24 protein-coding genes are annotated in these 22,064 nt (G+C 62.3%); 11 read left to right on the top strand and 13 right to left on the bottom strand.

From position 1 onward, the window contains the following. The first annotated feature begins 122 nt into the window (after positions 1-122). Positions 123-545, top strand: a complete 423-nt coding sequence (locus AC0L3I_RS33790) for a DoxX family protein (protein WP_473489767.1) — start codon at positions 123-125, stop codon at positions 543-545. Positions 546-715: 170 nt separating this feature from the next. After that, complete coding sequence (locus AC0L3I_RS33795; protein WP_473489768.1) at positions 716-1,138, top strand: DoxX family protein; 423 nt, start codon at positions 716-718, stop codon at positions 1,136-1,138. Between the two features lie 9 nt (positions 1,139-1,147). On the opposite strand, the gene ppx is transcribed toward AC0L3I_RS33795, so the two are convergent. Together ppx and AC0L3I_RS33805 are read right to left on the bottom strand one after the other, a co-directional pair. After that, on the bottom strand, positions 1,148-2,683 hold the full coding sequence (gene ppx, locus AC0L3I_RS33800; protein ID WP_473489769.1) for an exopolyphosphatase: 1,536 nt from the start codon (positions 2,681-2,683) through the stop codon (positions 1,148-1,150). Continuing rightward, entirely contained in the window at positions 2,683-4,884 is a 2,202-nt protein-coding gene (locus AC0L3I_RS33805) for an RNA degradosome polyphosphate kinase (RefSeq protein WP_473489770.1), read from the bottom strand. Before AC0L3I_RS33805 ends, ppx begins: the two co-directional genes overlap by 1 nt. A gap of 315 nt (positions 4,885-5,199) precedes the next feature. Between AC0L3I_RS33805 and AC0L3I_RS33810 the strand changes: the two genes are divergently transcribed. From AC0L3I_RS33810 to AC0L3I_RS33820, 3 genes are all read left to right on the top strand, one after another. Beyond that, positions 5,200-5,445, top strand: coding sequence for a zinc-finger domain-containing protein (locus AC0L3I_RS33810; RefSeq protein WP_029354249.1), 246 nt, complete (start codon positions 5,200-5,202; stop codon positions 5,443-5,445). A gap of 16 nt (positions 5,446-5,461) precedes the next feature. Next, positions 5,462-6,694 (top strand): FAD-dependent monooxygenase, encoded by a 1,233-nt coding sequence (locus tag AC0L3I_RS33815; protein WP_473489771.1) that lies wholly within the window; start codon positions 5,462-5,464, stop codon positions 6,692-6,694. A gap of 238 nt (positions 6,695-6,932) precedes the next feature. Further along, positions 6,933-7,109 (top strand): hypothetical protein, encoded by a 177-nt coding sequence (locus AC0L3I_RS33820; protein WP_473486768.1) that lies wholly within the window; start codon positions 6,933-6,935, stop codon positions 7,107-7,109. Positions 7,110-7,133: 24 nt separating this feature from the next. Here the strand turns inward: AC0L3I_RS33820 and AC0L3I_RS33825 are convergent, their stop codons facing one another. From AC0L3I_RS33825 to AC0L3I_RS33845, 5 genes are all read right to left on the bottom strand, one after another. Continuing rightward, positions 7,134-7,820 (bottom strand): TIGR02117 family protein, encoded by a 687-nt coding sequence (locus AC0L3I_RS33825; protein ID WP_473529817.1) that lies wholly within the window; start codon positions 7,818-7,820, stop codon positions 7,134-7,136. Between the two features lie 106 nt (positions 7,821-7,926). Beyond that, positions 7,927-8,676 carry an amino acid ABC transporter ATP-binding protein gene (locus AC0L3I_RS33830; RefSeq protein WP_174654397.1) on the bottom strand — a complete coding sequence of 250 codons (750 nt, stop codon included), beginning with the start codon at positions 8,674-8,676 and terminating at the stop codon, positions 7,927-7,929. A 75-nt stretch (positions 8,677-8,751) separates the two neighbouring features. After that, positions 8,752-9,909: an amino acid ABC transporter permease gene (locus AC0L3I_RS33835; RefSeq protein ID WP_473486766.1), complete on the bottom strand. Its 1,158-nt coding sequence runs from the start codon at positions 9,907-9,909 to the stop codon at positions 8,752-8,754. 4 nt (positions 9,910-9,913) lie between these two features. Then, positions 9,914-11,101, bottom strand: a complete 1,188-nt coding sequence (locus AC0L3I_RS33840) for an amino acid ABC transporter permease (protein WP_473486765.1) — start codon at positions 11,099-11,101, stop codon at positions 9,914-9,916. A gap of 63 nt (positions 11,102-11,164) precedes the next feature. Next, the gene (locus AC0L3I_RS33845; RefSeq protein ID WP_352951723.1) at positions 11,165-12,193 is read right to left on the bottom strand and encodes an amino acid ABC transporter substrate-binding protein; all 1,029 of its coding nucleotides are present in this window, start codon (positions 12,191-12,193) and stop codon (positions 11,165-11,167) included. 444 nt (positions 12,194-12,637) lie between these two features. On the opposite strand from AC0L3I_RS33845, the gene AC0L3I_RS33850 reads away from it, so the two are divergent. The 4 genes from AC0L3I_RS33850 to AC0L3I_RS33865 all read left to right on the top strand — a co-directional run bounded on the left by AC0L3I_RS33850 (position 12,638) and on the right by AC0L3I_RS33865 (position 15,647). Continuing rightward, positions 12,638-13,807 (top strand): cystathionine beta-lyase, encoded by a 1,170-nt coding sequence (locus AC0L3I_RS33850; protein WP_473486764.1) that lies wholly within the window; start codon positions 12,638-12,640, stop codon positions 13,805-13,807. Positions 13,808-14,032: 225 nt separating this feature from the next. After that, positions 14,033-14,698: an RNA polymerase sigma factor gene (locus AC0L3I_RS33855; protein WP_473486763.1), complete on the top strand. Its 666-nt coding sequence runs from the start codon at positions 14,033-14,035 to the stop codon at positions 14,696-14,698. A gap of 98 nt (positions 14,699-14,796) precedes the next feature. Continuing rightward, positions 14,797-15,321 (top strand): DUF4142 domain-containing protein, encoded by a 525-nt coding sequence (locus AC0L3I_RS33860; protein WP_473486762.1) that lies wholly within the window; start codon positions 14,797-14,799, stop codon positions 15,319-15,321. A 41-nt stretch (positions 15,322-15,362) separates the two neighbouring features. Next, on the top strand, positions 15,363-15,647 hold the full coding sequence (locus AC0L3I_RS33865) for a cupredoxin domain-containing protein (RefSeq protein ID WP_473486761.1): 285 nt from the start codon (positions 15,363-15,365) through the stop codon (positions 15,645-15,647). Positions 15,648-15,696: 49 nt separating this feature from the next. Here the strand turns inward: AC0L3I_RS33865 and AC0L3I_RS33870 are convergent, their stop codons facing one another. Beyond that, positions 15,697-16,497, bottom strand: a complete 801-nt coding sequence (locus AC0L3I_RS33870; protein WP_473486760.1) for an SDR family NAD(P)-dependent oxidoreductase — start codon at positions 16,495-16,497, stop codon at positions 15,697-15,699. A gap of 171 nt (positions 16,498-16,668) precedes the next feature. Between AC0L3I_RS33870 and AC0L3I_RS33875 the strand changes: the two genes are divergently transcribed. Next, positions 16,669-17,166 carry a MarR family winged helix-turn-helix transcriptional regulator gene (locus tag AC0L3I_RS33875; protein ID WP_473529818.1) on the top strand — a complete coding sequence of 166 codons (498 nt, stop codon included), beginning with the start codon at positions 16,669-16,671 and terminating at the stop codon, positions 17,164-17,166. Positions 17,167-17,267: 101 nt separating this feature from the next. Continuing rightward, positions 17,268-17,657 carry a YkvA family protein gene (locus AC0L3I_RS33880; protein ID WP_473486758.1) on the top strand — a complete coding sequence of 130 codons (390 nt, stop codon included), beginning with the start codon at positions 17,268-17,270 and terminating at the stop codon, positions 17,655-17,657. 47 nt (positions 17,658-17,704) lie between these two features. Here the strand turns inward: AC0L3I_RS33880 and AC0L3I_RS33885 are convergent, their stop codons facing one another. From AC0L3I_RS33885 to AC0L3I_RS33905, 5 genes are all read right to left on the bottom strand, one after another. Further along, entirely contained in the window at positions 17,705-18,931 is a 1,227-nt protein-coding gene (locus AC0L3I_RS33885) for an anion transporter (RefSeq protein WP_473486757.1), read from the bottom strand. A 549-nt stretch (positions 18,932-19,480) separates the two neighbouring features. Then, positions 19,481-19,681 (bottom strand): hypothetical protein, encoded by a 201-nt coding sequence (locus AC0L3I_RS33890; RefSeq protein ID WP_123150929.1) that lies wholly within the window; start codon positions 19,679-19,681, stop codon positions 19,481-19,483. Between the two features lie 766 nt (positions 19,682-20,447). Then, positions 20,448-20,678, bottom strand: a complete 231-nt coding sequence (locus AC0L3I_RS33895; RefSeq protein ID WP_473529819.1) for a response regulator — start codon at positions 20,676-20,678, stop codon at positions 20,448-20,450. 120 nt (positions 20,679-20,798) lie between these two features. Further along, a complete protein-coding gene (locus AC0L3I_RS33900; RefSeq protein WP_473529820.1) occupies positions 20,799-21,044 on the bottom strand; it encodes a hypothetical protein in 246 nt (81 codons plus the stop codon). 61 nt (positions 21,045-21,105) lie between these two features. Next, entirely contained in the window at positions 21,106-21,435 is a 330-nt protein-coding gene (locus tag AC0L3I_RS33905) for a hypothetical protein (protein ID WP_473486755.1), read from the bottom strand. Between the last annotated feature and the right edge of the window lie 629 nt (positions 21,436-22,064).

The raw sequence follows: 22,064 nt of genomic DNA on the forward strand, positions 1-22,064 counted from the left end.
TTACGCTGATCGCAAAAACGTTACTGCTGTGAACGATCTGTAACCAAATCCGCATCTTTGGTGAACAGTCGACCTGATCTATCTGGGGGGAACACAACAACCCCTTCCGGAGAGAGCCCACCATGTCCACCAACACATCAGTTGCCGGTTCCGGCACCGCTTCCAATCCCTCGGCCACCATCCTGCTTGGCCGCGTCCTGCTTTCAGTCATCTTCGTGCTTTCCGGTTTCGGCAAGCTCACTGCGATCGCCGGCACCGCCGGTTACTTCGGCAGCATCGGCCTGCCGATGCCGACCGTAACGGCCGTTGTCGTCGGCCTGATCGAGCTGCTCGGCGGTCTCGCCATCCTCATCGGCTTTCAGACCCGGATCACAGCCTGGGTGCTGGCAGTCTTCACCGTCGCCACGGGACTGGTCGCCCACACCGGCTGGGCCGATCAGATGCAGATGATCAGCTTCATGAAGAACCTGGCGATTGCCGGCGGCTTCCTCGTGCTGGCTTCCTCGGGCGCTGGCGCCTATTCGGTCGACGCCAAGCGCGGCTGATGCGGTCCAGGAACGATTTGCAGCAAGGGGCGCGGAATTTTCCGCGTCCCTTTTTCGTTGTCGGTTTATCAAGACTTTCGCCGGGCCGAGTGGCCTGACCCGAATTCTGCTAAGGTCGAGGCGTCGGGGAGGAACAGGCCAACCGGCCTGGCCGACATCGGAGGTGACCAATGCCCCGCAATGCGCTGCTTCTGTTTTCCCGACTGCTTCTCGCCGCGCTATTCGTTCCGTCCGGCTTCCACGCGCTTAGCGACATTGCCGGCACATCAGGTTATTTTGCCGGCCTCGGCCTGCCGCTGCCGACACTCGTAGCCTGGGCGACGGGCCTGTTCGAGCTGATCGCCGGACTGCTTATCCTCGTCGGCCTCAACACCTCGATCGTGGCGCTCCTGCTTGCCGCCTTCTGCATCGCGGCAGGCTTCATCGGCCATTTTGGCCAGGGCGGCGACGATCCGACACTGACCTTCATGCACTCACAGATGCTGATGAAGGACATCGCCCTATCAGGCGGTTTTCTGGCGCTGGCGATGGCTGGCGCAGGTGCCTATTCTGTCGATGGCCAGGGTTTTGGGATCGACGCCGACGCCACTTGATGAGACAGACTACTTGACCGAAACGCTGGAGCCGCCCTCGACCGCCAGCACCAGCCGGCGATTGGTGACCCTCGCCAGTTGCGCCAGCCGCCCGGCCGGCCGCTCGCCGTAAAGGTCGGCCAGCGACGACGGCAGCACCAGCGCCAGCACGCCATTGCCGCGCCTCTCCCATTTCAGTCGCGGCATGACCCCCGGCATCGCCGCCGTCAGCAGGTAGACGACGCGCATCACCGCGGCCAGCACGCGGGCGCGCTCGATATAGCGCGGGGCTGCCAGTGCCTTGATTTCCGGCGCGATCGATTCGTTGAAGATGCCCTCATGACGGTAGGCGTTGGCCAGCGCCAGGAAGGCGCGGCCGGGATGGTCGACGCCGATGAAGGAGGCGTGGGCAATGATGTTGAGCGACTGCTTGCCGCGATATTCGGGATGCGCGCGCCAGCCGATGTCGGCAAGCAGACAGGCGGCCTGGCGGTAACGCGCCTCGTCGACGGTCTCCTCGATGCCGAAGGCGGCGAATGTCTTGCCCGTCCACTCGACAAGCTCATGCGCGTGGGTGACCGAGCGCGAACGCAGCCGGGCGAGTTCCTCCGAGGCCGAGATCAGCGGATCTGCCCTCTGCTCGGCTTTGTCGAGCAGCGAATAGAGAAAGCCCTCGCGCACGCCCAGCGCCGAGACGATGATCTTGGACGGCTGCATCGCCGCCATGATCTCCTGCAGCACGATGGCGCCATAAGGCAGCAGCGAGCGGCGGTTCTTTGAGACGCCCTCGATACCCCTTATCTTCTCGATCTCGCCCTTGGCGACCTGCTTGAGGAAGTTCGCAGCGCTGTCGATGCCGATCTCGTAATGGTGCATGACGCTCAGCGGATAGCTGGTCATTTCCATGTAGAGCCGGGCCAGGTTTCGCCAGGTGCCGCCGACTGCATAGAACGGCCTGCCCTGCCCGCCTTTCAGGAGCCTCGCCTTCGCGAGCTCGTCGCGCGCTATCTTTCCCGCCTGGGCCAGTGAGTTCTTCGCCATGTCCTGCAGGCGCAGACCGCCCAGCGGCAGCGTGATGCCGTCGCCGATTGCCTCGCCGTCGACGTCGACCAGTTCGAGGCTGCCGCCGCCGAGGTCGCCGGCGATGCCGTTGGCCGGGTGGAAGCCGGAAATGACGCCGAGCGCGGAATAATGCGCTTCCTGGCGCCCGCTCAGCACCTGGACCTCGGTCTTGAGCACATCTTCGGCGCGGTGGATGAAATCGGGGCCGTTGACCGCCTCGCGGGCGGCGGCGGTCGCCAGCACATACATACGCTCGGCGCCGGCCTGCTCGGACAGCGCGCGGAAACGGCGGAATTCTTCCATCGAGCGGGTCACCGCCTCGGGATCGAGCCTTCCGGTCGAAACGATACCGCGACCGAGGCCGGCCAGCATCTTTTCGTTGAACAGCGTGGTCGGCGAGCGCGCCAGCCCCTCATAGACGACAAGACGGATCGAGTTCGACCCGATGTCGATGATGGACAGCGGTCGGCGGTCCTGAAGCCGGCCCTGGGACGTTGAAATCATCAGCCGGTCGCTGCGCCGTTTTTCTTGCGGCGCTTGAACTGCGCGATGCGCTTGGGCGCATGCGATTTCAGCGCATCTCCACGTCCGGAAAGGCTCGGATTGGTCATGAAATATTCCTGCGCGTTGAACGGTTCCTCGCCCTCCTCGAGCGTGGCGCGCCGGGAGGTTCCGTCAGCCAATACGTCGAAACTTTGCTGGTTGTCCATGATGTTGCCCAGCATGATCTGGCCGAGGACTTGTTCATGCACCGTTGGATTGGTGATCGGCACCATGGTTTCGACGCGGCGGTCGAGATTGCGCGGCATCAAATCGGCCGATGAGATGTAGACGACCGCCCCGTCCGACGGCAATCCGTGGCCGTTGCCGAAACAATAGATGCGGCTGTGTTCGAGGAAGCGGCCGACGATCGACTTGACCCTTATGTTTTCCGACAGGCCCGGCACCTGGGGCCTCAGGCAGCAGATGCCGCGCACGACGAGATCGATCTCGACGCCGGCGCGGCTGGCGTCATAGAGCGCGTCGATGATGATCGGGTCGACCAGCGAATTCATCTTCATCCAGATGCGGGCCGGCCTGCCCTCCAGCGCATGCGAAATCTCCTCCGAAATGTGCTTGAGGATGCGCTTGCGCAGGGTGAACGGCGAGATGGCCAGCCGCATCTCCTCGGTCGGCTCGGCGTAGCCGGTGATGAAATTGAACAGCTGGGCGACATCGCGGGCGATCGTCGGATCGGTGGTGAAGAAGGACAGGTCGGTGTAGATGCGCGCGGTGACCGGGTGGTAGTTGCCGGTGCCGAGATGCACGTAATTGCGCAGCTTGCCGTCCTCGCGCCGCACCACCAGCGACATTTTCGCATGGGTCTTCAGTTCGAGGAAGCCGAACACGACCTGAACGCCGGCGCGCTCGAGGTCGCGCGCCCATCGGATGTTGGCTTCCTCGTCGAAACGTGCCTTGAGCTCGACCAGCGCCGTCACCGACTTGCCGGCCTCCGCCGCGTCGACCAAAGCGCGCACGATCGGGCTGTCGTTCGAGGTGCGATAGAGCGTCTGCTTGATCGCCACCACTTCCGGGTCGGCCATCGCCTGGCGCAGGAACTGCACCACCACGTCGAAGGATTCGTAGGGGTGATGAACGATGATGTCCTTCTCGCGGATGGCGGCGAAACAGTCACCGCCGTGCTCGCGGATGCGCTCGGGAAAGCGCGGATTATAGGGCGTGAACTTGAGATCGTCGCGGGCGATGGCGACGATCTCGGAAATCTGGCTGAGCGCCAGCGGACCGGTGAGCACGCTGATGCGGCTCGACGAGACGCCAAGCTCGCCGGCGACGAACTCGCGCAGTTCGGCCGGCATCAGCTTGTCGAATTCGATGCGGATGACCGAGCCGCGGCGGCGGCGCTTCAGCGCCGTCTCGAACAGGCGCACGAGATCCTCGGACTCTTCCTCGACCTCGATGTCACTGTCGCGGATGATGCGGAACGTGCCGGAGCCCTTGACTTCGTAGCCGGGGAACAGCTTGCCGATATAGAGACCGACCGCCTCTTCCAGCGGAATGAAGCGGAAATGACGCTTGCGGTCAGGCAAGCGGATGAACCGCTTCAGCGCCACCGGCAGACGCAACAGGGCGCTCATCTCTTCGCCATTCCTGCGATGGCGCAGTTGCAGGGCCATCGAGAAGCCGAGATTGGGAATGAATGGGAACGGATGCGCCGGGTCGATCGAAAGCGGTGTGAGCACCGGAAACACCTGCTCCTGGAAATGATCCTCGAGCCAGGTCTTCTCGTCCTTGGTCAGCGCATCGCGGCTGATGCTCTCGATGCCTTCCTTGTCGAGCAGCAGCATCAGCGCGGAAAGGCTTTTCTGCTGGTCCTCCTGCAGGCGCTCGACCTCGCGCAGCAACTGTTCCAGCTGTTGTACGGGGGTGCGGCCATCCGGGCTCTTCAGCGTGATGCCTTCGCGAACCTGGCCGGCGAGACCGGCGACGCGGACCATGAAGAACTCGTCGAGATTGGCGGCCGAAATCGACAGGAAGCGGACACGCTCGAGCAGCGGATGATTGGCGTTCAGCGATTCCTCGAGGACGCGGCGGTTGAATTGCAGCCAGGAAAACTCGCGGTTGACGAAGCGGTCCGGGTTGCCGCCCTCGGGGCTCGCCACCTCGACAGTGGTGAATTCGCTCTGCACCGGCTTTAGTTCGTTCATGGTTCCTGCTCGTTTCGCACCGCTGGCCACAGCGTGGCGCGTCTTTGCGGACGCGCAAAGGACGCTCCCACACTTAAGCTACGCATGATCCCCAGCGAAACCGAATTCGGTTTTCGGACCATGCCTTAACCGGCTTAGCTTATCCTGTGACAGGCTTTTACGACAGTTTGATTTCATCGATCTTGCAAAGAGACTGCTTATGATCCAGATGCAATCCAGGTACAGCGCGGCGCGTCCTTTGGACGCGCAAAGGTCGCGGTGGAATTTTGATTTTGCGCATGATCCGGGGTCATGCGTCAAATATAGGAGACGACGATGGCAGGCGGTTCCATTCCCCATTTCCAGAACGATGCGGGCTATGCGGCGATCGACATCGGCGTCAAGGAATTCATGTGCACCGGCGCCAACCCACCTTTCGACCATCCGCATGTGTTTCTCGACATGGGCGACGACAATGAAAAGGTCTGCCCCTATTGCTCGACCCTTTATCGCTATTCGCCAAAGCTGAAGGCGACGGAAACGCAGCCTGCGGGATGCCTCTATATCGACCAGGCTGCCTGACGCGCACGCCATCCGCATGGACGACACCCGGTCCCGGCAGGTGGTTATCGCCGGAGCCGGCGTCGCTGGACTGACTGCGGCGCTGGCGTTTTCCGAGCGCGGCTATCTGGTGCGGCTGTTCGAACAGGCGCCGCGCCTCGAAGCCGCCGGCGCCGGCATCCAGCTCTCACCCAACGCGACGCGCATCCTTCGCCACCTCGGCGTGCTCGACCGGCTGTTGCCGGCGGCGATGCGGCCGGAGGCGGTCGTGCTCAAGGAGGCGGCCACGCTGCGCGAGCTGGCGCGGGTGCCGCTTGGCGAAGCAGCCGAAAGGCGCTGGCAGGCGCCCTATCTCGTCGCTCATCGGGCCGACCTGCAAGACGCGCTGATGGCGCGGATCGCCGAACAGCCGGACATCAGTCTCGCCACCGGCGCGCGCGTCAGCGGCGTCGCCACAGGACCGCGCCATAACACGGCAACAGTCGAGATTGCCGGCAAGACGGTGGAAGCCGACGGCTTTCTGCTGATCGGCGCCGACGGTGTCTGGTCGGCGATCCGCGCTTTTGGCGGGCTTGCGGCCAAAAGCCGGTTTTCGGGCGAGCTTGCCTGGCGCGCTACGATCAGTGCAGACAGCGTCGCGGGAGAAGCCGTTGCGGCGGTCGGCGCCGCCAATTGCGTGACCACCTTCCTGCATCCCGGCTTCCACCTCGTCACCTATCCGGTCAGTAACGGCACGGCTTTCAATCTGGCCGCCTTCACCAGGGGCGAGATCATCGCCGAGGGCTGGTCGGGCCACGCCGACCCCAATATCCTCGCCGGCGCCATGCGTGGCACGGCGCCAGCACTGGCCCGTCTTGCCGAGGACGCCGGCCCGTGGACCGCATGGCCGATCCATACGGTCGACCAAGCACAGCCATGGACGACGACGCCCGCCGGCATCGCCCTGATCGGCGACGCGGCGCATGCGATGACGCCGTTTGCGGCGCAGGGCGCGGCGATGGCGATCGAGGATGCCGCAACCCTTGCCGGCTTTGTCGCCGCCTCGCCTGCCGATCCAGGGAGCGCGCTTGCCGCCTGGGAAAAGGTGCGGCGCCCGCGCATCGCCAGGGTCGCCCGCCGCGGTGCCGTCAACCGCTTCGCCTGGCATGCAGCGGGGCCGGTGGCCGTCGCGCGCAACCTGTTCCTGAAGCTGCGCTCGCCGGAAAAGCTCGCGGCCGATCTCGACTGGCTCTATGGCTGGCGGCCGCCGGAAATCGTCGATCGGCGATGAAAACTCGACCGTCTGGCGGGACAGCGCCCCCTTTGTCCTGCTGGACATCTCCCCCACTTGGGGGGAGATTGGCCGTCACTGCGGCCTTCGCCAATCTGCAACGTTGCAGGAGTGAGCGGAGCGCCGAAGCTGCTGATCTCCCCCCTTGCGGGGGAGATGGCCGGCAGGCCGGAGGGGGGTGCGAAGGAATGAGGCGCTCGCATTCGACTGCAGTGCCAGCACTGAGTATTAAGGCGCTGTGGCCGAAGTCATCCGACATGAAATCGATCCGAGGAATCCTCCACCTTTAACGGATGCTCAGAAAGCCGAGATCGCTTGGTTGATCGCGCGGCCGGAGGTCGACATCGACGTCAGCGATCTTCCCAAGATAACCGAGAAATTTTGGCGTAGCGCACGTAACCGCAAGACCGACTGATCCGTTCGGGCGTGTCTGCGACCATCAATTATAAATCCGCATCGATATGTCCAGCAAGGCCGGCAGCGGATTCCACCAGCCTGTCCGCAGGCCGGCGATACGTAGAGCCGCCGCCGTCCAGGTGTTGCAGCCAACCAGCGCATTGAAATGGCCGTTGGCTTCGTAAAAGCGGTCGAACCTGGAATAGGCGTCATTCTCGATCAGGATCGGACCGTTCGGCCCTTGCTGGAAACTCGCGGCGATGAAGTCGAGCAGCGCTGCAAAACGCTGCTCGCTGATGTCGAAGCCGGCCACGTCGGCATGCGGCTCGACAATATTGCCGGCGACATCGACATGCATCACCGATGCGTCCAAAGTCAGCGCCTTCATCACCGGCACGGCCTTCAGTTCCGACCAGGTCGGCGTCTCCAGATAGAAGGCGCGGCCGCCCCAGCCGAAGACGATGTAGCGGACCTCGGCCATGCCGGCCGGAATGCCGCCATCGACCAGGAAATGGAAGCGTCTGCGCACATCGTCATCGACCGGAATGGCGATATCGGTGTGGATCGGATTTTTCAGCACCAGGATGTGCCTGGTGGCGACGGGATCGGCGGCGGCCGCCGACAAGAGCGGCCGTGGAATGACTGTGCCCAGCATCACGGCAAGCACTATTGCCACCACCAGAATGGCGAGAAAACGCCCAAGCTTTTTCACGAGGGACGGCTTTCTCATGAGGGAACGGCCTCGCAATTGGGGCGCAATCGGGGGCTGACGGCTCAGACGCAAAAAGAGCCCGGGCGGTTTCGGCCGGGCTCTTTTTTGATTTGCATGAGAGCGATCAGTGCAGGATCTGCGACAGGAACAGTTTTGTGCGCTCGTGGCGCGGATGGTCGAAGAACTCGGCCGGGGTGTTCTGCTCGACGATCTGGCCCTGATCCATGAAGATCACCCGGTTGGCGACCTTGCGGGCAAAGCCCATCTCGTGGGTGACGCAGAGCATTGTCATGCCTTCTTCGGCGAGGCCAACCATCGTCTCCAGCACCTCCTTGATCATTTCCGGATCGAGCGCCGAGGTCGGCTCGTCGAACAGCATGATGCGCGGGTTCATGCATAGCGAGCGGGCGATGGCGACGCGCTGCTGCTGGCCGCCGGAAAGCTGGCCGGGATATTTGTTGGCCTGTTCCGGGATCTTGACGCGCGTGAGGAAGTGCATGGCGATTTCCTCGGCCTGCTTCTTCGGCGTCTTGCGCACCCAGATCGGCGCCAGCGTGCAGTTTTCCAGGATGGTCAAATGAGGGAACAGGTTGAAGTGCTGGAACACCATGCCGACCTCGCGGCGCACCTCGTCGATCTTCTTGAGATCGTTGGTCAATTCCTTGCCGTCGACGATGATCTTGCCTTTCTGGTGCTCTTCCAGCCGGTTGATGCAGCGGATCATCGTTGATTTGCCGGAGCCCGAAGGGCCGCAAATGACGATCCGCTCGCCGCGCATCACCTTCAGGTTGATGTCCTTCAGCACATGGAATTCGCCGTACCATTTGTGCATGGCGATGATGTCGATGGCGACATCGGTGTCGGAGATATGCATCTTGGCGGCATTGACCTTGATCTCTTCCGCGCTGACGGCATTTTCTGTGGCCATGGAGGGTTCCCTTTTTTGTTCTTAGCGTTTGTAGCTGGTGTCGAGCCGGCGTTCCGTGAACATCGAATAGCGCGACATGCCGAAGCAGAACAGCCAGAAGACGAAGGCTGCAAACACCAGGCCGGACCTGGCGGTCTGCGGCGTCGCCCAGTTGGCGTCGGAAAAGTGCAGCTTGACGACGCCGAGCAGGTCGAACATGCCGATGATGTAGACAAGGCTGGTGTCCTTGAACATGCCGATGAAGGTGTTGACGATGCCGGGAATGACCAGCTTCAGCGCCTGCGGCAGCACGATCAGGCCCATCTTCTGCCAGTAGCCGAGGCCGAGCGAATCGGCACCCTCATACTGGCCCTTGGGGATCGCCTGCAGGCCGCCGCGCACCACTTCGGCCATATAGGCAGCGGCAAACAACGATACGCCGATCAGCGCGCGCAGCAACTTGTCGAAGGTGACGCCGGCCGGCAGGAAAAGCGGCAGCATGACGCTGGCCATGAACAGCACGGTGATCAGCGGGATGCCGCGCACCGTCTCGATGAAGATGACGCACAGCGTCTTGACGATCGGCATCTTCGAGCGCCGGCCGAGCGCCAGCACGATGCCGACCGGCAGTGAAACAGCAATGCCGACGAAGGACAGGCTGAGCGTCACCAGCAGGCCGCCCCACAGCGGAGTTTCGACATGCAGCAGGCCGAACACGCCGCCGGTCAGCAGGATGAAGGCAACGATCGGCAGTGCCAGGAAGAACAGGATGGCGTTCAACCCCTTGCGCGGCACGCGCGGGATGAGCAACGGCACCAGCAACACCACGAACAGGATGGCGACCAGGATCGGCCGCCAGCGCTCCTCGATCGGATAACGGCCGAACATGAACTGGCCGAACTTGGCGTTGACGAAGGCCCAGCAGGCGCCGGACCAGCCGTCCGGCTGGATGCCGCCCTGCGCCACCGTGGCGCAGAAGGTGCGGTCGGTTCCGGTCCATTGGGCGTTGATGAAGGCCCAATTGATAATCTGCGGCAGGATCATCGCGACCAGTACGATGCCGACGATGGTCAGGATGGTGTCGCCGGTCGACGCGATCAGGTTCTTGCGGATCCAGGCCCCCAGACCGCGCACGCCGGCGGGCGCCTGTTGCGACAGCGCCATTTCGGTCCGAACCCAGGAGGTATCGTGTTCCTGCATGTCGCTACCTCTCCACCAGCGCCATCCTGGCGTTGACCACGTTCATCACCGCCGAGGTCAGCAGGCTGAGCACGAGATAGACCACCATCATGATCAGCACGCACTCGATCGCCTGGCCGGTCTGGTTCAGCACCGTTCCGGCGGTCGCCGTCAGATCCGGATAACCGATGGCGATGGCGAGCGAAGAGTTCTTGGTCAGGTTCAGATACTGGCTGGTCAATGGCGGAATGATGATGCGCATGGCTTGCGGAACAACCACAAGCCGCAGGATCGATCCTGGACGCAGACCCAGCGCACCGGCTGCTTCGCTCTGGCCCTTGCTGACGCCCATGATGCCGGCGCGCACGATTTCGGCGATGAAGGCCGCAGTATAGCAGGACAGCGCCAGATAGAGCGACAGGAACTCCGGCTTGACCTGGAAGCCGCCAGTCAGGTTGAAGGTCGATTGCTTTGGATAGTCGAAGCTCAGCGGGAAGCCGCTCAGCGCATAGGCAAGCAACGGCAGGCCGACGATCAGCGCCGCCGACGTCCAGAACACCGGGAATTGCTGGCCGGTCGCCATCTGCCGCTGACGCGCCTTGCGGGCAACGAACCACGCCATGGCGATGCCGACAAGCAAAGCGACGAAGATCAACCAGGAGCCGTCGCCCCAGACGGCGCGCGGAAAATAGAAGCCACGCTGGTTGAGAAACGAGCCGAAAGGCAGGTTGATGCTCTCGCGCGGTATGGGAAGCACGGCAAGCACGCCGGAATACCAGAAGAAGATAACCAGCAGCGGCGGAATGTTGCGGAAGACCTCGACATAGACCATGCAGATCTTGCGGATCAGCCAGTTGTGCGAAAGCCGGCCGATGCCGAGGATGAAGCCGATGATGGTGGCGGTAATGATGCCGGCGGCGGCAACGATGAGCGTGTTGATGAAGCCGACCGCAATGGCGCGGCCATAGGTCGAATCCGACGAATAGGCGATGGCGCTGTCACTGATGTCGAAACCGGCGCGGCCCCTTAGGAAGCCGAAGCCTGATGCAATGTGCAGGCGCGTCAGATTGTCGATGGTATTTTGGACGATCCACCAGACCAACGCCACCAGCACGATGACGACCACCGCCTGGAAGAATATGCCGCGGACCTTCGGATCGTTGATAAAGGAGCCGCGGCTTGGCTCCTCGCGAAGAATTTCCTGCGATGCCATTCGACCATCCCCTGGAAAGAGAAACCGGAAGGCAGGAACGCTGCCTTCCGGATCACATTTCGATCAGCGGATCGGCGGAGCGTATTGCAGGCCGCCCTTGGTCCACAACGCGTTGATGCCGCGCGCGATCTTCAGCGGGCTGCCCGAACCGACATTGCGTTCGAACATTTCGCCGTAATTGCCAACTGCCTTGACGATGTTGACGACCCAGTCGTTGGAGACGCCGAGATCGGTGCCGATCTTGGTATCGGCCTCCTGGCCGAGCACACGCTTGATCTCAGGATTGTCCGAGGTCTTCATCTCCTCGACATTGGCCTTGGTGATGCCGAGTTCCTCGGCGCCGAGCAGCGCAAAGTAGGTCCACTTGACGATGTGGTACCATTGGTCGTCGCCCTGGCGCACGGCCGGTCCGAGCGGTTCCTTGGAGATGATCTCGGGCAGCACGACGTGGTCGGCGGGTGCGCCGAGCGTCAGGCGGATGCCGTAGAGGCCGGACTGGTCGGTGGTGTAGACGTCGCAGCGGCCGGCGTCATAGGCGGCGTTGACCTCTTCCAGCTTTTCGAAGACGACCGGGTTGTATTCCATCTTGTTCGACTTGAAATAGTCGGCAAGGTTGAGTTCGGTCGTGGTGCCGCTCTGCACGCAGACCGCCGCGCCCGAAAGCTGCAGTGCGGAATTCACGCCCGGCAGTTTCTTGGCATTGATCATGAAGCCCTGGCCGTCATAGTAGGTGACACCGACGAAATTCAGCCCAAGCGCCGTATCGCGGTTGATGGTCCAGGTGGTGTTGCGCGACAGGAGGTCGATCTCGCCTGACTGCAGTGCGGTGAAGCGTTCCTTGGCGCTGAGCGGCGTGAACTTGACCTTGGTGCCATCGCCGAAAACGGCGGCCGCGACAGCGCGGCAGAAATCCGCATCGATGCCTTGCCAGTCGCCCTTGTCGTCCGGCGCCGAGAAGCCGGCCAGACCGGTCGAGACGCCGCATTGGATGAAGCCCTTGGCCTTGACGTCGTCGAGCGTGGCCGCCGACGCGGCCGAAGCCACCAATCCAAGCGCGGCGGCGCCCAGGATGCCGATTGCAATGTGTTTCATAACCCACAGACCCTTTTCTGTTTTTTTCAGGCGAACCTGACTTTTTTCCGTGTGAACGCAGCTTCCCGTTCCGGCCCATTCCCGGAACCCCGCATCGCAACCGACGCGCTGCCTCCCATTCACGAACTGCATCGAAGGCGATTATTTCAGTGAGGTCAAGGAAAATGACCGAAACCGAAACAGTTTGAAAACCAATTGCCGCAAATGCCTGAATTGCAGACAAACGCGCCGGGAAATTAGCCATGAGTGCGAACAAAGCCGGCAAGGCCCGGTCGACGCAAGTCGGGGCTGGGCCTTTGAAAATCCGCCTTCGGAACGCCACGCATTACAGGGTTGTCAGCGAATCAATTGGCATATCCGAAGTCCGCCGGCTGGCGGATGGCGGACGGTTGCGCGGCCAATGCCGCCGCACTATGGCTAGCGCTTCATCAGAGGCGAAGCGCAATGACAAAAGACGGCAACGAAATGGGCATCAACACGCGGCTTGCCCATTCGGGCAACAATCCGCACGACTATTTCGGCTTCGTCAATCCGCCGGTCGTGCATGCCTCGACCGTGCTCTATCCCAACGCGGCGACGATGGCGGCACGCAGCCAGAAATACACCTACGGCACGCGCGGCACGCCGACCACCGACGCCCTTGCCAGCGCCATCGACGGGCTGGAAGGCTCGGCCGGCACGATTGTGGTGCCCTCGGGCCTGGCGGCGGTGACGCTGCCGCTGCTCGCCTTCCTATCGGCGGGCGACCATGTCCTGATCGTCGATTCCGTCTATCACCCGACCCGCAATTTCGCCGACACGATGCTGAAACGGCTGGGCATCGAGGTCGAGTACTACGATCCGCATGTCGGCGCCGCTATTGCCGCGCTGATCAAGTCCAACACCAGGGTCGTGTTCACCGAATCGCCGGCCTCCAACACTTTCGAGGTGCAGGACATACCAGCTATTGCCAGCGCGGCACATGCCGCAGGTGCGATCGTCATGATGGACAACACCTGGGCGACGCCGCTCTACTTCCGACCGCTCGACCATGGCGTCGACATCTCGATCCATGCGGCGACGAAATATCCGGCTGGCCATTCCGACGTGCTGCTCGGCACCGCGTCGGCCAACAACGCCTGCTGGAAACAGCTTTGCGAGACCTTCTACACAATGGGCTGCTGCGCCGGGCCGGACGATGTCTATCAGGTGCTGCGCGGCCTGCGCACCATGGGCGTACGGCTGGACCGCCATCAGCGCAGCGCACTGGCCATCGCCGTCTGGCTGGAGGGCCAGCCGGGCGTGGCGCGCGTGCTGCATCCAGCGCTTGGCAGCCACCCCGATCACGATCTCTGGAAGCGCGACTTCTGCGGCTCGAGCGGCATTTTTTCGATCGTGCTCAAGGGCGGCGACCAGAAACAGCAGCATGCCTTCCTCGACGCGCTCAGGATATTCGGCCTCGGCTATTCCTGGGGCGGCTATGAGAGCCTTGCGGTGCCGGTGTTCCTCGGCGACCGCGTCGTCGCCAAGGGTCCTTATGACGGCCCGCTCATCCGCCTGCAGATCGGGCTCGAGGATGTCGAGGATTTGAAGGCCGATCTGGCACGCGGCCTCGCCGCGGCGGCGGGAGCTTGAGCGACGGCAGGGGGTCTTCCAACAGGCGCATCCTCGGCCCGGCCGATCTGCTGGCCGCAACGGCGCGCGCAAGCTGCAGACAAGCTGCTGGTGGAAGCGGTAGCGTAGGCGGTGCTGGCCGCCGGGAAAAATGTTCGGAACCTTTTGCCGGTTAGGCCGTCCAATGTTTCGATCGGAGGATTTGCCCTCCGGTCAGGAGATTGGCTCGCGATGAGGAAACCGGTCATGTCTGCGACCGTCATGCCCGCCGCACCTGGCGAGATGCAGCTTGTCGGCCGTGCGCTGGCGCGCGAGGGCGGAGCCTTCCACACAATTATCAAAATGCACAACCAGCGACTCTATCGTATCGCCCGCAGCGTCGTCCGCAACGACAGCGAGGCTGAAGACATCGTACAGGAGGCCTATGTCAGGGCCTTTGCCCAGCTCGGGGATTTTCGCGGCGAATCCTCTCTCGCCACATGGCTGTCACGCATCGTCATCAACGAGGCGCTTGGGCGTTTGCGCAAAGGGCGGCGAACGGTAGCGATGCCGCAAAATCTACAAGCCGAAATCATCAAGTTCCCCCTCAATCCCAGCGACGATCCGGAGCGGATGATGGCGCAACGGCAGATCCTCGAGCTTGTCGAACGGGCGACCGATCGCCTTCCCGATGTCTACCGGACAGTATTCGTGGCGCGGGTGATCGAGGGTCTCAGCATAGACGAGACGTCCGAATTGCTTGATGTGCGGCCCGAAACCGTCAAGACCCGGCTGCACCGCGCCCGCGCCCTCGTCCGCAAGGCGCTGGCCGATCAGATCGGCCCGGTGCTGCTCGATGCCTTCCCCTTCGCCGGCCGCCGGTGTGACAGGCTGACCGCCGCGGTGATGCAGCGGCTTGGCTTTACAGACTGATTTTCCTCAATTCCCGGGAACGTTTGCCCCCTTCCGGCATCCAATCATCGTCAACTGAAAATGCCCGGAGCCAACCGCATCCGGCGAAGGAGAACGTCATGTTTATTCGATCGACCACCGCACTGGCAGCGCTTTTCCTGCTCAGCGCAGCGACGTTGGCGCAAGCCTCCGACAAGCCGAGCGACCCGCAGATCGCCCACATCGCCTACACAGCCGGCGTGCTTGACGTCGAGGCGGCCATGCAAGCGCTGAAGAAATCGAAGAACAAGGAGATTCTCGATTTCGCCAAAGACATGGTGCGAGACCATGAAGCCGTAAACAAACAAGCCCTTGACCTGGTCAAGAAGCTCAACGTAACGCCAGAGGACAACGCCACCAGCAAGGCGCTGACCAAGGCGGCGGACGAGGAACGGGCGAAGCTCGCCAAGCTCGACGGCGCCGCGTTCGACAAGGCCTATGTCGACAACGAGGTCGCCTACCACAAGCAGGTCAACGGCGCGCTCGAAACCCTGCTGATCCCCTCGGTCGAGAATGCCGAACTGAAGAGCCTGCTGGAGACCGGCCTGAAGCTATTCCAGGGCCATGAACAGCATGCCGAACATGTCGCCGGCATGCTGAAATGAGAACAGCACCAACGGTGTCGAAACGACATCTATGGATTGCAATGGCACTAATTATTGCTGCCGCACCAGCCAAGGCCGAAACGATCGAGGTGACGATCGAGAAACTGGTGTTTTCGCCCGCTAGCATCGAGGCGAAGGTCGGCGACACGATCGAGTGGGTCAACAAGGACGTGTTCGCCCACACGGCGACCGTCAAAGGCGGCTGGGAGGTGATGATCCCGCCGAAGACATCGGCGAGCCTGACGCTGAAGACGGCAGGTTCGGTCGACTATTTTTGCCGCTTCCATCCCAATATGAAAGGCCGTCTGACGGTGACGTCGCCCTAGCCATGCCAGCGGAGACCGCCCTGCGCGCTCGCAGGGCGGTTCGGCGACGTCAAGCCGCCTGGTAGCGAGGCGCCGGCTCGCCGGTCTGCGTCGCGGCGAACAAGGTGGCGCGGGCGGCGTCATAGGTTTCCCAAAGCGCGCGGTCGTGGACCGACGGCAGCGTGATGGCTTCACCCTGATCGAACCCTGCCAGGGCCGCATCGACCATGTCTTCCGCGGTCATCACCACTGCCGGGTCGAACGCTGAAAGCGGCATGCCGGCGAACTCGTAGAATTCGGTGGCGGTCGCGGCAGGAAGAACGAGCTGCAGCCTGACGCCGGTTCCGGCAAGCTCCTCCTGCAGGCCACGGCTGAAGTTCACCACATAACCCTTGGTGCCGCTGTAGAGAGAGGTGATCGGCAGCGAGTGCAGCGCCATGACCGAGGCCATGTTGATTATCGCCCCGGCGTTGCGCGACAGGAATGCCGGCAGCGCCGCTCGGGTCAGGCGCGTCAGCGCCGTGATGTTGAGCGCAATTGTCGACGCGGCATTCTCGTCGGACGTGTTTATCGTCGATCCGAGCGTGCCGTTGCCGGCGTTGTTTACAAGCAAGGTGATGGCGGGGTTAGTGGCGAGCACCTTCTCGACACGCGCCAAGCCCTCCTCCTTGGTCAGGTCGGCGCCGATCACCTCGACCTTGGCGCCATAGGCCCGCGACAGCTTTGCCGAGAGGGTTTTCAGGCGTTCGGCGCGGCGCGCCACGAGCACAAGATCATAACCACGGGCAGCGAGGCGGTCGGCATAGACAGCGCCGATGCCGGCGGAGGCGCCGGTGACGACGGCGACCGGCTTGGAAGCGGAGTTCGACATGGGTTATCTCCTGAATGTTGAGCGCTCAAATGTTGAGCGCTCAACTAACTAGCCAGATCTGTGCCCCTTTGCAATGCTTCAGCCCTCAACTATTTTGTAAGGATGAAAAAAACAGTCGAATCGTTTGCGACGCTCGAAGATCGGGACGAGCCAGATGCAGAAGCGCCCGGCATGCCGAGCGATTTCGTTTGCATCAATTCGTCGCTGCGCCGTGCGGCGCGCCGGCTTGGCCAGTTGTATGACGCGGCGTTGGTCCCAACCGGGCTGACGTCAACGCAAACCCTTCTGCTCGGCCAGATCGACGGGCTCGCGGCCGCTTACGGCGAGGATGGGCCGACGCTGCAGGTCCTCGCCGGCCGCCTGGCGATCCAGATCTCAGCGCTGACGCACGCTCTGCGGCCGCTTGTGCGAGACGGTCTGGTCGAGGTCCGCCACGATACCCACGATCGGCGAACGAAACATGCTGTACTGACGCCGCTCGGAAAAGCGCGATACCAGCAGGCATATGTCGTGTGGGTCGAGGCCAACCGGCGCGTCGAGGCGATTTTGGGGGCGGCCGCGGCCGAAAAGCTGAGGAGCCTCGCCGACGATGTCGCCTCGCAGGACTTTCTCGACTCCTATGTTTCGGGCGCGAAGCCGGCGAGCAGCACCGAATCGTCGGAGTGCTAAAGCGCCGCACGCCCTTTGGGACGCGCTATGGACGGTCTGGTTTTGCGCGACCGGCAACCGCTCGGATGCAGGCGGACGACAATCTGTGCTAAAGTAACCCTATGAAAGCATGGCTGGAAGCGGCAAAGAGCCGGGCGCGCGACATCAAGCTTGATGTCGTCGCCCTGTGGTTCGCCGCACGCGATCCTCGGGTGCCCTGGTTTGCAAAGTTTGTTGCAGGGATGGTGGCCGCCTATGCGCTTTCCCCAATCGACCTGATCCCGGATTTCATTCCGGTGCTCGGCTATCTCGACGACCTGATCATCGTCCCGCTCGGCGTAATCCTGGCCATAAGGCTTGTTCCGCCGCCGCTGATGGACGAGTTTCGAGCGCGGGCTGCCGCGCTCGAAAAACACCCGCAAAGCAGGACGGGGATGTTTCTTGTCGTGGCGCTCTGGCTGGCTTTGGCAGCTTTGCTGATTTGGGCGTTCTGGCCCACCCACGCCAAATAGTCTGATCAGGCTTGCGCTTGAACCGCCTAGGCTGCTGCGCCGGCGGCCTAAAACCCGAGCGCCAGCCATGCCGTCCCGGCAAGCAGCGTGACCAGCGTCAGCGGCAAGCCGACCTTGAAGAAGGCGGCGAACGACAGTGGTGTGCCGGAGACCCGCGCGTACTCGGCGACGATCAGATTGGCGACTGAACCGAGCAGCGTGAAATTGCCGGCCAGCGTCGAGCTCATGGCGACGACCAGCCAGGCGCGCTCGGGGTCTTCCAGGCCTGGTATGAACGGCCGCAGCGCCAGCACGGCCGGAACGTTGCTCATGATGTTGGACAGCACTGCGGTGAAGCCGGACAGCCGCCAGACGTCGTCCAGCCCGAGGTTTTTTGCCGAGGCGACGATGTCGGGGCTGAGCAGCGTCTTCTCGGCGCCGGCGACGACGATGAACAGGCCGGCGAACATGAACAGCAGCGGCCCGTCGATCTCGCGGTAGATGCGCGCCGGCTTGATTGCGCGGGTCACGAGAAGAATGGCGCCGCCTATGAGCGCCGCCTTGGCAACCGGGACGCCGGCAAAGAAGGCTATCGCCAGTCCGATGCAGACGACCACGGCCTTGACCACCTGTCCCGGCAGCATGCGGCCGCGATAGACCTCGGGGCTGAGCTCGGCCTTGCGCGCGAATTCGGCGCGATAGACGATCCGTACTATGACGATGACGGCGATGAGGCCGAATAGCGCGACCGGCGCCAGGGCTGCCGAGAAGGCCGGATAGGATATCCCCGACAGCGCGCCGATGACCATATTCTGCGGGTTGCCGGTGATGGTGGCGACGCTGCCGCAATTCGACGCCGTGGCGGTAGCGATCAGATAGGGAAGCGGGTTGCGGTTGATGACGCGGGTGACGTGGACGACGATCGGCGCCATGACCAGGCAGATCGCGTCATTGACCAGGAACGCTGACAGAACGCCGGTCAGCAGCGTCACCATCACCAGCAGCATGAACGGCGCGTGCGCGTGCTCGATGGCGACGGCGCCGAGCGCGCGAAAAGCGCCCGACACTTTCAGATGCGCCACAACGATCATCATGCCGAGCAGCAGCGTGATGGTATCGAAATTGATGGCACGGTAGGAATCCTCCGGGCTGAGCGCGCCGATGGCGATCATCGCCGCACCGCCGAGCAGCGCAATGCCTGCCCGGTCGAGGCGCAAGCCGGGGAACCTGCCGACGGCGACGCCGGCATAGGTCAGGATCAGGATCAGCAGTGCCGCCGCGCCCATCAATGTCATTCGTGGAAAAGCCCCGTTCAGATCCGCCCTGCCCCGCCATTGGCGAATCGCCAATGCCCCTCCTCACTGCGACATGAATGAACGCAAGCACAAGAGATGCCCGCGACGTCGGCGAATCCTGTCTACCGAGGCGCCCGGGCGATTGGTGATACCATCGCGCGGCTGGAATCAGTGAAGGCCGAGCCGACATACTTGCGCGTGCCGATCTCGCCCATCAGAGCGAATGCCGGCGCCTCGCACTCGACCCCAGCAATTCGAGCTCACATCCGGTGAAGGGGTCTGCACATCTGTCGCATCTACCGCGCTCCCGGCGGCGGCATGGCCAAGTGCGCGTGCTTCTGGAAGATCGCAATCTTGTCGCGATAGGTAATCCGGATCTCGCGTCCGCATCCCTCACACCTGTAGTGGGAAACGACCTGAAACCAGCTGCCGTTCTTGATAACGGCGAAGTCGCATTGCGGGCATTGGAAAGTCAGGCCAACAGAGAATAGGCTGGGAGAGAGGGACATTGCAGCGCCTCGCATTCTGGAGAGCTTGTAGGCGGTTTGGCTAGTCCAGCGTCTCGACGACGAAGGATGCGGCAATCAAATCGTCGGCATCGATTCTGCCCTTGCCGCCCTCCATGACGGCCGCGACCTTTCGAAAGGTCTTCAGTTCACTCTCGGTAATCCGGGCGCCGCGCATCCTCTCATTGAGGTCGGCCACGCGCATTCGCAGCGCCTGGGACGCTCCAATCTCACGGTTCGACATGATGATCATACTCCTCCCTGCGCTGAACGGCATCGTCTTCGCGCCAGGCTCTTCAAACCTCAGGCAGCTGCAAACGTTCCTTGGCTGGGCTTCGGTCTGATCCGAGACGGGACCTAAGTCTCACCTGGTTTCGCGTAATAGTCCGGACATCGCGCCACCCGGAACGGCGGCTGCTCGTAGTAGTTGCTCGCTTTGAGTTCATGGGAGAGCCCATGGAAAATAGCGTTCACCGAGCCCGCTGGTTGCTCGCTCCGGAGGCCGTCTCCACCGCGTTCCTGGCGATTGGAATGGTCGTTAGCTAGGGATAATCGGACTTTGACGAATTGGACCGAAGAACGAAACTGAGATCTGCGCAGCTAAGTCCCTTCCTGCGCTGATAAAGGACCACCCGCCATTCCTCGATTTGGCGGGTGGTCCGTGCGAGCGCGACCGAGGCGTCCTCGTCGCTGGAGCCCAGCACCGAGGCGTGGCGCAGTTCTTCCTCGTCACGGAGATGCCTGATGTGGAGCCTCATGCCGGGGGCGCAGCGCGGTTCGTCGCCTCTTTATGCGTTCGGTGTAGCCGGTCGCGCGGTTTTGAGTTTCTGACAGCGGATTTTAGAGCACTCACCCGTCTCTCGAGCTTTCTCGAAGCGTTCTCGCAGCCGTGGATGCCCTAGCCATGGAATCCGCCAAAGCTACAAGCACGGATTCGTCCGCAGGTTTCGCGACAAAAGTACCGGCCTTGAAAGCCTCACCGCGGCCCTCGATGTCCGTGGCACTGTAAATTACAAAAGGACATTACGGGCCACGAGTTCTTCAGCAACCGAAGAGCTGATGCAGTCCTGCAAGAGCACGTCCAGGATGACGACGTCCGGCTCAACAAGGGCCAAAATTAGTCGTGCACGACTGCAACTTGGCTCTGAGGCCACCGTAAAGCCAGCCTCTCTGAGTGACGCCTCGATATCGATAACGATCATCGGCTCGTCCTCAAAGATGAGCGCCAGAGGCTTTCTCATGTCCTCCTCCTTTGATGGGCAGGAGCACGGTGTGCGCTGACATCCCGACAACGGCGCCCGGATAATTCATAATCCTGTCAGGATCAGAGTCCATACTCAATTTTTAACGAGCGAAAACAGTCACGTCGCACCTGGTCTTCCCAAAGCTTTGGGAAGCAAGGCGTGCCGAAGATCGTCCTCGCCGCGCAAGTGCTTCACGCAGGCTTTCATGCCCGGTTTCACCCACTGCGTTGCCGGCCGCTTCTTCATGTCCTTGGGTGCCTCGCCGGCATGCTCCTGGACGCGCTTCCAAAGCCGCTCGCGCATCTCGCGATTGACGCTGACGAAGGCACTGCCGACATATTTCCGGGTGCCCGGTTCGCCCACGAGCGCAAATGCGGGCTTGCCTCTCCGCGCTCGACAGCAAGCAGTTCGAACTCGCTTTCCATCAGAGCCTTGACGCAACCGCCTCATCTAATAGCCCGGACCCTGCCACGCCCAGGAGCAGCAGCACAGAAAGCGCCAAGACAGCCAGTAGCATGATGGGTGTTGAGTCTGGGAAGATGACGGTGATCGCGCGAGTCGACTGAGCTTCCAAAGCTTCACCTCCGCCCTCGATCAACGCTTCTTTCCGCTGGCTTCTCCTGATCCCACGGGACGGGAGCCCAACGTTCTTCATGTTCCAAATTCTGGCCGAGATGTCTCCGGCAATTACCGGATCATCGGACAGATGGCCTGCAATCCATTCAGGGAGGTATTCCTCACCGCGCTCGCCCATGGCACCCAGTAACCTGTCACATCTGCTCAACTTTTAGAATTAATCATATCAATCTACTACCATCGGTTGCGACAGGCAAGCCTTAAAGCGCGTCGCGTTTGACCGGCCTCGTGCGACGCTTTAGGTTGCTGTTTTATGCATGTCGTTATCGCAAAACCGCTGTACACTTTTGCGCGACATGCATCAGCATTTTCCGGAACGGAAAAAATCAGTCAACGCCTACGGCTGGGCAGCGCCGGCAGCTCGCAAATGAGCGCGGACGGCGGCGGCATCTCTGGCTTCCATTCGGGTTTGGGCAGATCGCTAAGTAAGGCGATCATTCGCGCCCTCTGATGCGCAAGGGTGGCACGTAGCGCCCGCGCCAGCCCGATCTCGCTCAATGTGTTGGCAAGGTCGTACGCCGGGCGGGGGAATTTCATCGCCCATGTAGCACGGTTTGTTGGCTATCTCCCAACCGGGCCTGTCAACCAGATAACCACCGCTCGAAAAGCCCGCGCCTCCGGGAGAGGAGAAGATGCTGCGGAAGCCGAACGCCCTCCCCGAGCCGGTGTTCCATACGGAAGTCAAAAAGCCCGCCGCACCTTTCGGCACGGCGGGCGATCAGTCGTTCACCAGGCACAGGGTGGGCG

Source organism: Mesorhizobium sp. WSM4840 (assembly GCF_055811755.1).